This is a genomic window from Nostoc sp. (genome assembly GCF_036916975.1).
In the GTDB taxonomy this organism is placed as follows: domain Bacteria; phylum Cyanobacteriota; class Cyanobacteriia; order Cyanobacteriales; family Nostocaceae; genus Nostoc.
In genome coordinates this window covers 34,749-48,291 of record NZ_JBALFF010000036.1, presented here as the reverse complement: position 1 = coordinate 48,291, position 13,543 = coordinate 34,749, and the positions used below count along the sequence as shown (strand labels likewise).

Annotated in this window: 12 protein-coding genes; 6 read left to right on the top strand and 6 right to left on the bottom strand. The window is 41.1% G+C overall.

The window, feature by feature from the left end; genetic code table 11:
• Positions 1-75 precede the first annotated feature (75 nt).
• Complete coding sequence (locus V7K73_RS07500) at positions 76-2,031, top strand: FHA domain-containing protein (RefSeq protein WP_334878590.1); 1,956 nt, start codon at positions 76-78, stop codon at positions 2,029-2,031.
• Positions 2,032-2,209: 178 nt separating this feature from the next.
• Here V7K73_RS07500 and V7K73_RS07495 read toward each other — a convergent pair whose 3' ends face one another.
• Entirely contained in the window at positions 2,210-2,740 is a 531-nt protein-coding gene (locus tag V7K73_RS07495; RefSeq protein ID WP_334878588.1) for a hypothetical protein, read from the bottom strand.
• Positions 2,741-2,770: 30 nt separating this feature from the next.
• Positions 2,771-3,682 (bottom strand): homoserine kinase, encoded by a 912-nt coding sequence (thrB, locus tag V7K73_RS07490; RefSeq protein WP_334878586.1) that lies wholly within the window; start codon positions 3,680-3,682, stop codon positions 2,771-2,773.
• On the opposite strand from thrB, the gene V7K73_RS07485 reads away from it, so the two are divergent.
• Together V7K73_RS07485 and V7K73_RS07480 are read left to right on the top strand one after the other, a co-directional pair.
• On the top strand, positions 3,682-3,849 hold the full coding sequence (locus tag V7K73_RS07485; RefSeq protein WP_334878584.1) for a hypothetical protein: 168 nt from the start codon (positions 3,682-3,684) through the stop codon (positions 3,847-3,849). The genes thrB and V7K73_RS07485 overlap by 1 nt on opposite strands.
• A 138-nt stretch (positions 3,850-3,987) precedes the next feature.
• Positions 3,988-4,764, top strand: a complete 777-nt coding sequence (locus V7K73_RS07480) for a DUF5131 family protein (RefSeq protein ID WP_334878582.1) — start codon at positions 3,988-3,990, stop codon at positions 4,762-4,764.
• On the opposite strand, the gene V7K73_RS07475 is transcribed toward V7K73_RS07480, so the two are convergent.
• The 3 genes from V7K73_RS07475 to V7K73_RS07465 form a co-directional block, all read right to left on the bottom strand.
• A complete protein-coding gene (locus V7K73_RS07475; RefSeq protein ID WP_334878580.1) occupies positions 4,754-5,881 on the bottom strand; it encodes a three-Cys-motif partner protein TcmP in 1,128 nt (375 codons plus the stop codon). The two genes, V7K73_RS07480 and V7K73_RS07475, sit on opposite strands and share 11 nt — an antisense overlap.
• A gap of 147 nt (positions 5,882-6,028) precedes the next feature.
• Entirely contained in the window at positions 6,029-7,717 is a 1,689-nt protein-coding gene (locus V7K73_RS07470; protein WP_334878578.1) for an NAD(P)H-quinone oxidoreductase subunit 4, read from the bottom strand.
• A gap of 172 nt (positions 7,718-7,889) precedes the next feature.
• Positions 7,890-8,609, bottom strand: a complete 720-nt coding sequence (locus V7K73_RS07465; RefSeq protein WP_334878576.1) for a response regulator transcription factor — start codon at positions 8,607-8,609, stop codon at positions 7,890-7,892.
• A 657-nt stretch (positions 8,610-9,266) separates the two neighbouring features.
• On the opposite strand from V7K73_RS07465, the gene V7K73_RS07460 reads away from it, so the two are divergent.
• Positions 9,267-10,361 carry a sensor histidine kinase gene (locus V7K73_RS07460; RefSeq protein WP_334878574.1) on the top strand — a complete coding sequence of 365 codons (1,095 nt, stop codon included), beginning with the start codon at positions 9,267-9,269 and terminating at the stop codon, positions 10,359-10,361.
• 496 nt (positions 10,362-10,857) lie between these two features.
• On the opposite strand, the gene V7K73_RS07455 is transcribed toward V7K73_RS07460, so the two are convergent.
• Positions 10,858-11,040 carry a CsbD family protein gene (locus tag V7K73_RS07455; protein ID WP_334878572.1) on the bottom strand — a complete coding sequence of 61 codons (183 nt, stop codon included), beginning with the start codon at positions 11,038-11,040 and terminating at the stop codon, positions 10,858-10,860.
• 475 nt (positions 11,041-11,515) lie between these two features.
• Between V7K73_RS07455 and V7K73_RS07450 the strand changes: the two genes are divergently transcribed.
• Together V7K73_RS07450 and V7K73_RS07445 are read left to right on the top strand one after the other, a co-directional pair.
• On the top strand, positions 11,516-11,779 hold the full coding sequence (locus V7K73_RS07450; protein WP_334878570.1) for a hypothetical protein: 264 nt from the start codon (positions 11,516-11,518) through the stop codon (positions 11,777-11,779).
• Positions 11,780-11,843: 64 nt separating this feature from the next.
• Entirely contained in the window at positions 11,844-13,472 is a 1,629-nt protein-coding gene (locus V7K73_RS07445; RefSeq protein ID WP_334878568.1) for a tetratricopeptide repeat protein, read from the top strand.
• Positions 13,473-13,543 lie beyond the last annotated feature (71 nt).

Genomic DNA, 13,543 nt, shown 5'->3' with positions numbered 1-13,543 from the left:
GTTTGGAGTTTGGAGTGACAAGTAGAGACTGGAGAAGAGTTTTTTCCATGCCCAATGACAAATGACAAATGACAAATGACAAATGAACAAATCCAATTGAGTTGGGAAGAACCAGCGACGGGAGAACGGCGACAACCAAGGTTGAGTATGCCGATCGCTTTTGGTCGAGAATTTGCTCGCTTACCTGCGGAACTTAGGGGAGTACGGGTTTCTCGAATGCTGCTTAACAGTAACGAAGTTTCTCGCTACCATGCCTTAATTGACTGGGAACAAGACCATCTAGTAGTGATTGACCAAGGCAGTGTTAATGCTATATATGTTAACGGTCAACCACAAACGCGTAGTATTCTGGCTAATGGCGATACGTTACAAATTGGTCCCTATTTAATAACAGTTACATTTGCTGTTAATGTACCCGCACCAGATACCAGCCTTCCTTCAACGATTCATTTCAACGCAAATACCAATCTTCCAGACCCCACCTTGCCTGTAGCCCAGCCGATAACGCCTTTGGCAAGTAATTTCCCGCCGCTAGCCTTTCAGGCAGAAAATGTCACCGTGCAAGCACTTCATGCTACGGGACTACCAGTAGATGAGTCTGATTATCTAGCGATCGGGGCGGGATTGGGTAGCTTTGTTTGGGCTGATTTGCTGCGAATTAGTGGTGTGCGTGCTGAGAAGATTGTGGCTTTGGGATTAGAGGCGGAACCTTATGCTCGTTACAAGCGCCTGTGTTTGAATTCGCAAATTCCCTTATATGAAAGATTACGTTCTAATTCTGACTCTTGTCCTGATAATATTTGGGGTTGGCCTAGTTATGCCTTGCGTGAGGCTTGGCACGATGTCACTAAGGGACAGATAAAATCAGCATTCAAGTATTTGTGGCAAGTTTTTGCTGAACCAACATTTGCAGAAACTTATACTCCGCGTGCGGGTAATGTTTTTGATTCCATAGATAGGGAGGCCAAGCGTATTGGCTGGAATCAAATTTATCGCTATGGGCGAGTTAGGGGAATTCGCAAAACTGATGATGGTAGATATTGCATAGCCTATTCTCGCGGCCCAGGAAATTATGCTTTTTTAGTTAGTCGTTATTTACATTTAGCTACTGGGTATCCAGCAATTCAGTTTCTCCCAGATTTGCAAGCTTATAGGGAAAAATATCAAGATTTTAAATCTGTGGTCAATGCTTATGAAGCTCACGATCATGTTTATGAACAATTAGAACAACAAGGTGGTACGGTGTTAATTCGGGGGCGGGGAATTGTGGCTTCGCGGATTGTGCAGCGGATTTATGAAGCTAGAAAAAGAAATCGGAATATTGCAGTTTTGCATTTAATGCGATCGCCTAAACCTCAAGGCAACAAATTTCAAAATACCCAGCGCCTAGTCAAAAATCATTACGAATTTCAACCCTTTAACTGGCCTAAAGCCTGTTGGGGCGGGGAACTCCGGGCAATGTTAGAAAAAGCTACTCCCGATGAACGCAAACGTTTATTAGCAGACTGGGGTGGAACTACCACCGCGGACCGCCAAGACTGGCAGCAAATTACTGCCCAAGGGTTAAGCGAAGGCTGGTATCAAATTACCTTCGGTGAGGTTCTGGATGTAGAACGAGATGCCCAAAACCGGACTATTACCCGTATCCGAGAACAAAGCTTTGGGGAAATAAAATTGTTAGCTGACTTTATTGTTGACGCTACTGGACTGGATGCCAATGTAGATGCTAATCCACTAATAGCAGATTTGGTGAAACATTACAATCTCCCAGTGAATCACTTGGGGCGACTGACTGTAGCAAACAATTTTGAATTAGTAGAAATGCGTAATGATAAAGGTCAAATGTATGCTGCTGGGGCTATTACTTTAGGTGGCCCTTATGCAGCAGTTGATAGTTTTTTGGGCTTGCAATACGCCGCATTAGTCGCCGTTGATGGACTCGCCACCGCCCGTGCTACTGGAGTCCATCGGTTAAATACTATAAGTTCGTTTAGGCAGTGGTTGAAGTGGTTGTTAAATCAGTCACCTTAATGTCAGGAGGCAGTTAAGTAAGTGGGCGCAAATAATCATCAGTCGCTCGTAGTTGCGCTTTAGCGCTAAAGCGCAACTACGAGCCAAATACAGAGATTTTACTTTTCGTTACATAGTTTGGTTTTATCTTGCCTACCTACTTACTTTTGCATAAATAAAAAATAAAGAACCCCAAGTATTAAACTATCCGGTTGACAATTGTCCACACTTCCCCATCTGAGCGGACATAGGGAACGGAGATTGTCTTGAACCCAGTAATGAATGGCTTGTAATAAATCTGCCAATACATTGGACTCAGTTGATTAGCACAAGTCTTAAGAAAACGGACTTCTGCGGCTAGTTCGGCCGCCAGTTGATTAATGCGTTGAGCATGAACCTGTGCGACTTCTTTCGCTTCTTCTAGCTGTTGCTGTAGAATAAGTTGTTTTGATTCACCTTCCGATGTCTTCGACGGGCTACGCCTACGCACTAATTTACCTTGTTTTTGTTTTATCTGTGCTTCCAAGGCTGCGATCGCTGCATCTATGCCTTGGAGTTCAACTGATAATTGGGCATTTTCTCTGGCTTGACGGCGGTAGGCTTCAACCATTGCCTGGGGTGAATCATTCTCGCCAGAGATTACATTATTAATAGTGAGTGCAGCGCGTTCTTCTAGGAGAATCTGAATTTGAGATTTAAGCGCCGCCATTTCAGCCTGAATTTGCTCCATAAATCGAGTTTTTAAGTGCTGAGTAAAATATTAAAAGCTTTTTGCGCCTTGGGTATCGAGACAAAGCGATCGCACCTCGGCTGTAATTCCTTCTTTTTGCCAAGCAGCTAACATTGCCGCCTCCACAGCCTCTGAGTGTAAGTGATCCGTTAAAGCTAATAGTGTCGGTCCCGCACCACTAATTACCATACCATAAGCACCAGCACTAACGGCTGCGATGTTGAGAACATCATAACCAGGAATCAAAGCTTTCCGATAGGGCTGATGCAATCTATCTTGTAAAGCTGTCTTTAACCATTGTCCGTTATCACTTTCTAAGCCGCGCAATAATAACCCCAAATGTGCTGTATTGAAAATCGCATCGGCGCGACTCACCTCTGTTGGGAGAACGCCCCGCGCTTCTGAAGTGGAAAGTTCAAAATTAGGAATAGCTACAACTGGTACAATATTTTGATGCCAGGGAACATCACAAATTTCCCAAGCTGCGCCATTGGTAGCAGCGAGACGACATCCTCCCAACAAAGCTGGAACTACATTATCAGGATGTCCTTCGATTGCGATCGCTAACTCCATCACCTGCGACTGACTCAGAGGCGTACCCTCAAGTTGATTAGCAGCAACCAACCCACCAACAATAGCTGTGGCCGAACTACCCAAACCTCTCGCCAACGGCACACCTAACTTAATCTCTATTTTCACAGTTGGCGGTGTCTGCTCTATATATTGATAAAACTTGACAAAGGCTTGGTAGAGGAGATTGCTTTCATCAGTTTGGACTCGTTTAGCTTCAATACCAGTGACATGAATAGTTAACCCACCTTCTTGGCGAGTGAACTTGAACTCGTTGTACAGCTTTAATGCTGCACCGATGCAATCAAAACCAGGCCCCAAATTCGCAGTTGTGGCAGGAACGGTAACAGTGATAGCAGAAACAACAGACATTGGCAAAACTCACTAATCATGAACCAGCATCTCATGTATTGGTAGCACTTTGGGGCGAGTTTTTGATTGCTGTTGTGGATACTTTGATCTGCTGTTCTTTAATCCATCCTCCGAGCCTTGAGTTGCAGTGGTTGTGGCTCTGGCAAAATTCTACTATGGGAATTTAAATGGTTGAATTGTGCGATCGCCCTGCCCCATCTGCGATGAGATGATCGTGAGTTCTGTTATAGTACGTATACACTATAAAAATCACAGATCCTAAAAAGTATAATTTGCAAAGTTTGTAATTTACAAGGTTATATAATATGTCTAGTACTCACACGGGTATTGAGTGGACAGATAAAACTTGGAACCCTACTACTGGTTGTAACAAAGTTAGCCCAGGTTGTTTGCATTGCTATGCAGAAGCTCTCACTAAACGTTTTCCTAATAACTTCAAGAATGGATTTGATTTAACTTTACACCCAGAAAGGTTAGCGGAACCTTTAAAGTGGCTTACTCCAAGTAGAATATTTGTCAATTCAATGAGCGATCTTTTTCATGAAGATGTACCTCTTGATTTCATTAAAAAGGTCTTTGAAGTGATTCATGAAACGCCTTGGCACATATATCAAATATTAACAAAAAGACCTGAACGATTACTTCGGTTGACTTCTGAACTAGAATTTTATGAAAATATTTGGTTGGGTGTGTCAGTCGAAAATCAAAACTATGTTCATCGTGTTGACTTTCTTCGCCAAGTTCCCGCGACTGTCCGCTTTCTTTCATGTGAACCGCTTTTAGGTGAATTGAATCTTGAGTTAACAGATATTGACTGGGTTATTGTTGGTGGAGAGTCTGGACAAAAATATCGTCCTCTAAAAACTGAGTGGGTGAACGATATTCACGATCAGTGTCAAGCAGCAGAAGTTGCATTCTTTTTCAAGCAGATTGGCGGAAGAACTTCTAAGGCTGGAGGTAGGTTATTGGATGGTAAAATATGGGATGAAATGCCTGATGCTTGGAAGCGGCATCGAAAGAGATGGGGGAATACTCCACTGAAATTAGCAGGTAAGAAAGAAAGTTTGGTAATTACTGCTTAGGTGGAAATGTAACTTTTACCGAATCTGCGAATGTAAGTTCACCTTTATTCATTCTGCGTTTATTAGCAGGTGGATCTGCTATAATTTTAGTCTTAGCTTCAAGATTCTTCAGAGCATCTTTGTAATTATTGCTAATATAACGCCTTCCAACATGATGCTGATTGTAAATATCTTGCATGGTTATTGTTCGACCTGCAAATATATCCAATAGCATTTCTTCTAAGTCATCAAGAGGACGATAAAATTCAAAAAGTAACGGTTGTCTATAGGTGGCTGGATTATATTCAAAAGAAGGTACGCCTTGATTTTGTTCAGAACTCTCTTTTGCCATTATGTCTTTCATGATTGCATATCCTTTGACGTGCTTACTCACGAAGATTAAGTGATGGCTAGTTCGGTTGCCGTTTTCATGTTTGAAGCGAAAAGGTAGAACATACTCTCCACCCATTTCTTTGAGAGCTTCGCAAAGTGCCTCTACAACTGTTAACTCCCGTTCTTCTGGTTTAAGGGTTTTTAGTTTTTCCCGTACTTTATCGGCTCGTATTTTTCCAAATAGCGCATTCATGTGTTCTTCAACAGCTGCGTTACCTAAACCCATATTTATCCGGTTGTAATTGAAAAAGAAGATGCAATCACACCCCCAATCCTTTACAACCGAGTTAATAAGTTTTAGCGATAATCCCTTATATCCCCACGGATCTACAAAAAAGAATGTAGGTACTAACTTTCTCTCGTTAAATGTCTTGACAATATTTTCCCCAACTTCATGATTAATTACTTGAGGCTTATATTTTAAATTTTCAATACCAGGAATTGAATTTATAGTTTCTTGGAGAGAATTAATATGTTCTGTATCAGCATCATTAAATACTGTCACCAACATATTTTGCATATCTGGATTAGAAATCGCAGTCTCTAAAACTTTTATTGGTGTTGATTTTGAACCATCTTTGTATCTACCTGGGCCTGCAAAAAGGTCTATATAGGCAATTCTTGGGTCAAGTTTTTTAGCAGTTGGTATAATTACCTTTGCCCAAGCCCAAAAATATTTCTCAACAATTCTAGCTTTTATTAAAGATTGCTCTTTCTGTTCATCAAAGAAGGAAGTATTACTCATACGCAACCTACTTATCTATTACTCTAATGTAGTAATTGTAGGTTGCGTAGAGCCTTTGGTCAAAGTAATTACCTAATAAAAACACATAGATGGGTAGTAGCTAGTTGTAGGCATCGCTCCTTTCAACAAGTCTATTGGTCAAAAAACTTACTTCAAAGTTCCCAAAACGGGCGTTACCTCAACCTCGGAAATTTGCGGAACCAAGAAACCCTTTGCATAAATCTGGGGATTTGTTTGAGAAACAATAGCATAAGACTGGCGAAGATTTGCATTGATTGCGACAGTCTTCACGTCGTACATCTGCATCGCCATTTTGGGATAGAAACCAATGCCAATAATCATCAACAGAAAACAGGCAGCGATAAACACCTCACGCGGTCTAGCATCATCATAAACTGCATCTTCTGGTACGAAACAGTCTGTACCAAAACAAACTGTTCCGTCATCTTCTTGATTTTCTGAACCTGCATTATTAATGTCGCATAGCAGTGCTGCATCTTTACCATAAAATACCTCTCGCAGCATGGAAAGTAGATAGATAGGTGTGAGGATTACTCCAACTGCGGCGAGGAAAACTGTGACGGTGCAGAAAGTCGAACTGTAAACGTCACTGCTTGTCATCCCAACGAATACCGATAGTTCGCCAGCAAAGCCACTCATACCGGGAAGTGCTAGAGATGCCATTGTTCCGATTGTAAACAGGGCAAAGACTTTGGGCATGGCTTCACCAATACCGCCCATATCTTTCATTATCATTGTGTGGGTGCGATCGTAAGTAACACCTGCTAAAAAGAACAGCACCGATGCAATCAAACCATGCGAAATCATCTGCAACATCGCGCCGTTGATTCCCAAATCAGTGAATGATGCAATCCCCAGCAGCACAAACCCCATGTGCGAAATCGACGAATAAGCTAAACGCCGCTTCATATTCGTCTGAGCAAATGAGTTCAATGCACCATAGATAATATTGACAACACCGAGAATGGCTAGAACCGGCGCAAAATAAATGTGTGCATCAGGAAGCAACTCAAGATTCAGGCGAATTAGTCCGTATCCGCCCATTTTCAGCAAGACTCCAGCCAAAATCATCGATACAGGAGACGATGCTTCGCCGTGGGCATCAGGTAACCAGGTATGCATCGGGAAAACAGCAAGTTTGACACCAAATGCAACCAGTAACCCTGCATAAAGCAGCAGTTGTAGTCCAAGGGGATATTCCTTCTTGGCGAGGGCAGTTATATCAAATGTCATATCACCGCCGCCGTATAGACCCATTGCCAAGGCTGCCACTAAAATAAATATAGAAGCGGCTGCGGTATATAACAAAAATTTTGTAGCCGCATAACGTCGCCTTTGTCCACCCCAAATGCAGACTAGTAGGTAGACGGGTATCAACTCTACTTCCCACATAATGAAAAATAGCAGCAAGTCTTTGGCAACGAACACCCCTACCTGTGCCGAATACAGCACCAGCATCAAAAAATAGAAGAGGCGGGGACGATGATCGACTTGCCAAGCCGAAAAAATCGAGAGTGTGGTGACAAACCCTGCTAGTAGCACAAGTGGCGCTGAAAGTCCATCGACCGATACTGCCCAGTTAAGACCCAACTGAGGCATCCAGGCATAATTTTCTACCATTTGAAAACTAGCACTGCTGGCATCGTAATGCTTCCAAAAGGCATAGCACATCAAGGCGAAGTCTGCAATACCTACACCCAGTGCATACCACCGCACGCGCTTGCCATCTTTATCAGGCAGCAGAGGGATGAGCAGGGAAGCAACGAGTGGCAGCAAGACAATTGCGGTAAGCCAGGGAAATTGAGCCGCTATCATGTATATAAGAAAAAATACTTATTTGTTTGTCGATTATGTCATTCTACTAAACTATGTAACAAAATCTTCATAAATCTTTGTTCTAGTTAACGGCTTTGACTTAAAAATGGGGAGTGGGGAAAAAAGATTTTCATCTGTTGTTGTAAGCAGTTGATGATGGCTACTTCCTTGCTCACGGTACTAATCCAGCCCGCAAAGCACGGACGGCAGCCTGTGTGCGGTCAGCAACACAGAGTTTATTGAGAATACCTCGAACATGAGTTTTTACAGTACCGACTGTTAAATAGAGCCTTTTAGCAATTTCTGCATTGTCACACCCGGCGACAATCAACTCTAAAACATCCATCTCTCTATGAGTTAAAGGATAGGTGACTATACTTTTCTCAACATCTGGGTCAATGCCTTCAATCAAGACTCTTTTTCCAGATGCGCCTCTGCTACCATCGGGGAAATCTTGACGTATTTGTTGTAGTATAAGGTCTGCGATCGCTGGATCTATCCATGAGCTACCTGCATAAGTCGTTCGCACAGCCTCAACTAGTCTCTCAGTTTCGATATCCTTCATGCAATAAGAATCTGCACCTGCTGCAAATGCTGCTAAAACTGCTTGTTCGCTATTCTGCATGGTTAAAATTAGCAGTTTTGTGGTATAATCTTCATTCTCTGCTTGATATTGCCTAAATGTGCGTGTTAGCTCAATACCATCCATGTCAGGCAAACCGATGTCAATAGTAGCAACATCCGGCTTTAGAGTTTTCAAAAGCTTGATGCCATCGGCTGCATTGGCTGCTTCACCAACAATGTTAAACTCTGGCTGGGTTTGTAAGGCAGCCCGTAAGCCGATTCTCGTAAGGTTGTGATCTTCAATCACGAGGATCTTGATTTCATTCATAGTTACTTAACTTTACTGTTATCTATCTAAAGTACAGATTAAAATAATCTCGTTCTTCTATTCGGTATCTTATACAAAAAGCAATGTAGTTGGTATTGTTCCCTTAACTTCATCTACCGTTAGACATAAATAACCTTATCTCGGAAGTTTTTCTAAAGCAAGACTTTCGATATGACAATAATAAGTCAATAGTTGCCCTTAGAGTGGCTACGATGATGTATATAAAAGTGACTAAGCTACCTTACCCTAAGAGGATCTTTGAAAAGTATTGGGTGAATAAAATTCGCTACTACACAAGCAACGTCCACCTCCGTGGAGTAAGAGAAAATCAAGGGTTTCAAACCCACGGAGGTGGGTTTTGTCTGTATAGCCGCGACTTCTAGTCGCCAGGGCTAGTATGAATTAAGACTTTACAAACATCCTCTAAGACCCAGACACAGATATTGCTTGGATAATCAGACGGCTAAGATATTTGTTAAGACAATAGTATATTAATACATTTATTCAATAAAAACCCAGTGTAATTACTTAAAAAAGTTAGATTTTAATTTAGGAAACTTTAAACGAAAATATGAATCCTTAATAATCTCAGCGCTGGTGAAGTAAGCTATTACTAGATTTGCGAGGGAGAGCCAAGCACTTCTTTTTTATTTAGCCATGTCTTTAACTAAAACTGTCAAAAAAGATAAAATTCTGGTTGTCGATGATATTTTTGATAATTTACTGGTTCTAGAAGCAGTCCTAGAAGATGAGGGCTATGAAATTAGCTTAGTCGAAGATAGCAAAATTGCTCTGGCTATGGTTGAAGAGTCACCACCAGATATAATTCTCTTAGATGTGATGATGCCGGAGATAGATGGGTATGAATTCACTCGACGCATCCGGCAGAATCCGGCGTTGCCATTTATCCCCATTTTGTTGCTGACGGCTCACTATGCGTCTAGCGTTGTAGAAGGACTCGATGCTGGTGCAGATGACTTTATTCGTAAACCATTCGATCCTGATGAATTACATGCACGAGTGCGATCGCTCCTGCGCCTCAAGCATAGTATCGACGAACGAGATCAGATGGCTAACCTCCGGGCAGATTTTGTCTCGCGTTTTACTCACGATTTACGCATCCCACTAGTAGCCTCCAACCGCATATTAAAATTATTGCTGGAAGGCAGATTTTGCGATGTTTCGCCACAATTGCAAGAAATAATTGATACCATGATTGGCAGTAATCAAGACCTGCTGGAAATGGTAAATACCTTGCTAGAAGTTTATCGTCATGAAGCGGGCTGCAAAACCTTAAAAATTTCTCCCTGCAATATTCAGGAATTAGTTAATGAAGTTTCTCAAGAATTAACTCCCTTAGCTGAAGAAAAAGGATTAGCTGTAAACCTTGATAAAGGCAAAACTCCAAGCACCGTCATGGGCGATCGCGTAGAACTGCGGCGAGTTTTGACAAATATCATCGGCAATGCCATAAAATTTACAGACAAAGGTTCTATAGATATTCGCTGCTATCTTACTCCGGTAGCTGTAAATATTGATATCCAAGATACAGGTCCAGGAATTTCTAAACCAGATCAGGCAATATTATTCGAGCGATTTCGCCAAGGTAAACACCAACGTTCTGGTAGTGGTTTAGGACTATATCTATCTCGCTGTATTATTGAAGCACATCAAGGCACAATCGATGTTACATCTGAACCAGGACAAGGTAGCACATTCACTATCCGTCTACCTGTAGCAGGCGAAAACTAAAAATTATTACTTCTCGAAACAGAATTTAGCATTAATTCTGACTCCTGACGGCTGAATTATGTTTCTGGTAAATATAAGATTAATCAGGAATTAGCACTTTTGAAAAAATCAATGATAGCTTGAGAAAATATTTTGCGATCGCTTTTATCCAAATGCCTAAAAATCTCAGTTAAAACACAGATTAAAAAAAGGGAAAAGGTTCAGTAAATAATTATTTAAGCTACACCTTCTTTCTAAATAAAGTTTCACCAAGTACAGTCAGTAAGTGGGCGCAAATAATCATCACTGGTTCGTAGTTGCCCTTTAGCGCTAAAGCGCAACTACGAGCCAAATACAAAGATTTTACTTTTCGTTATATATATAGTTTAGTTTTATCTTGCTTACCTACTTACGGCGCAAATCCAGCTACAATCACAATTAACAAGACTTGTAGGGGCAATTCATGAATTGCCCCTACTTGAGCAACTTATTAAAGGTAGGGAAACTTCCGCCTTTGCTAATCTAAAGTCTTTTTAACTTCATCTTTGATATTCTCAGTTGTGTGGCGAACTTGGGCTTCAGCTTGTTTCGCTTTACCTTCAGCTTTATCTTTAGGATCGCCAGTTACTTCACCAACCGCCTCTTGTACTTTACCTTCGACATTTTTAGCAACAGCTTTTGCTTTATCTTCGATACTCATATTCTTTGTTCCTAAATGATGTTAAATGTTGATTAGTTTTTTGTTGCTTGCTCGAAAAGCGCTGCAATATCTATAGATTACTTTTAGACAAGTTTTAATTCTTCTATCTGACGATGTTTTTATGAAGAATATTTGTGTCCGTTGTACATAATTATTTAAAGGTTAAATTCATCTTAAGACTTCAATTAATATCCAAAAGAGGGAAAGGTATCATTATATTGTTCTATCTTGAGACAAAATAATTTATAACTTCAGGTAGATAGTGATGCTGATAAACTGCAACCTGGCTAATAGCGTTTCCTGGTCTAGTGAGGTACAGTTGAGAGATAGGTTGTGCATTTTATCTAATATAAATGAAGGCATAGTCGCTGGACTTCCGTCAGAAAATTATCGATACTTACTTTGAGTAACAGTCTTCTTTTTGTAGATATAGACTTAAGCTATAAAATATTAAATATTTACTAAAAATGAGTTGATGCCAAATATCAGAAAAGCGTTAAGAATTATTATTAAATTATTTTTAGCTATTTTAATGGGCAGTCTTATAGGTATCCTTGTAGCATTGTTTTTATTTATAGCAATGATACCTTTTGGAATTTTGATAGAGTTGTTCTTATATGATAAATACAATTTTAACGTTCAGAATATGTATAAAATAATATTAGCTACTTCTATATTTTTAGGTCAAATTATAGGTTTGTGTACTTGTATGTATTTAGAATTTAAGGTTAATAATTAACATAATACATTAAAAAATGTCGCATAAATTCTTAAAAAATAGCTTGAACAAAAGAATATAGACAATGAAGTACTTATTTATAGTTTGGGTGCTTATACTCTCTTTAGTTGCTCCTAATGTAGCGATCGCAGACGACAAGCCGCTTCGCGTCTACGCTCAAGCAAGACAGCCCTATAGTTTAATATCTGGAGTTGGGACAATCCACCATCCAGTTTCTACTTCTAATCCCCAAGCGCAAGAGTTTTTCGATCAGGGATTAAATTTAATTTACGCTTTCAATCATGATGAGGCGGTGCGTTCTTTTCAATACGCTGCCAAACTCGATCCACATTTAGCGATCGCATATTGGGGTATTGCTCTAGCTCTAGGCCCTAATATTAACTTAGCAATCGACCCCAACCGAGAATTAGCTGCTTACGAAGCAATACACCAAGCTTTGGCACTTTCCACCCAAGCATCTGCCCAAGAACGAGACTATATTACCACCTTAGCAAAACGTTACTCCCAAAATCCTGATGCAGACTTGTATAAACTAGCGCTTAACTACACAAAAGCAATGGCAACCCTAGTTAAGCGCTATCCTGATGATTTGGATGCGGCGACGCTTTACGCTGAAAGCTTGATGGATTTGCATCCTTGGCAGCACTGGACATCGGATGGCAAGCCACAGCCAGATACAGAAGAAATTGTGGCTATTTTAGAATCTGTTCTCAAACGTAACCCAAATCATACCGGAGCTAATCATTACTATATTCATGCAATGGAAGCCTCGCCTTTCCCAGAACGGGCCATTGTAAGTGCCAAACGACTAGGAACCCTAGCACCAACGGCGGGACACTTAGTACACATGCCAAGTCATATTTATTTTCGTGTGGGAGATTATGAAGGGGCAATGCAGGCAAACAAGCAGGCGATCGCTCAAGATGATATTTACATCAAAAAATATCTTGTCCAGGGTACTTACCCGATGATGTACTACAACCACAACATATATTTTCTCATGGTGGCCAGTAGCATGGCAGGAAAATATAAAGATGCTCTCCAAGCCGCCGAGACGTTAGTTGCAAATGCTACGGCAATTGACCCGTATGCACCAATGCTTGAGGGATTCCTGGGCAGCAAAATGCTGATTCAGACACGCTTTAGTGATTGGGATGCCATCTTAAAAACTCCCGCCCCCGATGCTAAATTGCCTACTACCACAGCACTTTGGCATTTTGCTCGCGGCATGGCAAGCGCAGCCACAGGCAAACTTGAAGATGCAGTAAGCCAAAGTCAGGCATTAGTTGCCGCCAAACAGGGAATTTCTACCGAAGCTACCATTGGCTTCAGTCCCGCCAGTCGCATTTTAGACATTGCCTCAAAAGTTCTAGACGCCAAAATTGCTAAAGAAAAGCATGATTATGAATCTGCAATTTTATTGTTAGAAAAAGCAGTGGCAGTAGAAGATACCCTAGATTACGTAGAACCACCAGACTGGTACTTTTCCACACGGGAATCTTTGGGCGCTGTGCTTTTGGCTAAAGGTGACTATAAAGAGGCTGAGAAAGTCTTTCGTGCCGATCTAAAAAAGTATCCCCATAATGGGGGTTCTCTATTTGGCTTGCAGACAAGTTTACAAGCATTGGGCAAAGATCAGGCTGCTCAAATTGTCAAAGCCGAATTGGAAACAGCTTGGAAAGGTGATAAATAAGTGGGCGCAAATAATCATCACTGGCTCGTAGTTGCGCTTTAGCGAAGATAGCGCAACTACGAGCTAAATAC

Coding starts and splice junctions, on each gene's coding strand:
- thrB (WP_334878586.1), bottom strand. CDS start 3,682: ATGTCTGTTGTTTCTGCTATCACTGTTACCGTTCCTGCCACAACTGCG.
- V7K73_RS07500 (WP_334878590.1), top strand. CDS start 76: ATGACAAATGAACAAATCCAATTGAGTTGGGAAGAACCAGCGACGGGA.
- V7K73_RS07455 (WP_334878572.1), bottom strand. CDS start 11,040: ATGAGTATCGAAGATAAAGCAAAAGCTGTTGCTAAAAATGTCGAAGGT.
- V7K73_RS07480 (WP_334878582.1), top strand. CDS start 3,988: ATGTCTAGTACTCACACGGGTATTGAGTGGACAGATAAAACTTGGAAC.
- V7K73_RS07460 (WP_334878574.1), top strand. CDS start 9,267: ATGTCTTTAACTAAAACTGTCAAAAAAGATAAAATTCTGGTTGTCGAT.
- V7K73_RS07450 (WP_334878570.1), top strand. CDS start 11,516: ATGCCAAATATCAGAAAAGCGTTAAGAATTATTATTAAATTATTTTTA.
- V7K73_RS07475 (WP_334878580.1), bottom strand. CDS start 5,881: ATGAGTAATACTTCCTTCTTTGATGAACAGAAAGAGCAATCTTTAATA.
- V7K73_RS07445 (WP_334878568.1), top strand. CDS start 11,844: ATGAAGTACTTATTTATAGTTTGGGTGCTTATACTCTCTTTAGTTGCT.
- V7K73_RS07495 (WP_334878588.1), bottom strand. CDS start 2,740: ATGGAGCAAATTCAGGCTGAAATGGCGGCGCTTAAATCTCAAATTCAG.
- V7K73_RS07470 (WP_334878578.1), bottom strand. CDS start 7,717: ATGATAGCGGCTCAATTTCCCTGGCTTACCGCAATTGTCTTGCTGCCA.
- V7K73_RS07465 (WP_334878576.1), bottom strand. CDS start 8,609: ATGAATGAAATCAAGATCCTCGTGATTGAAGATCACAACCTTACGAGA.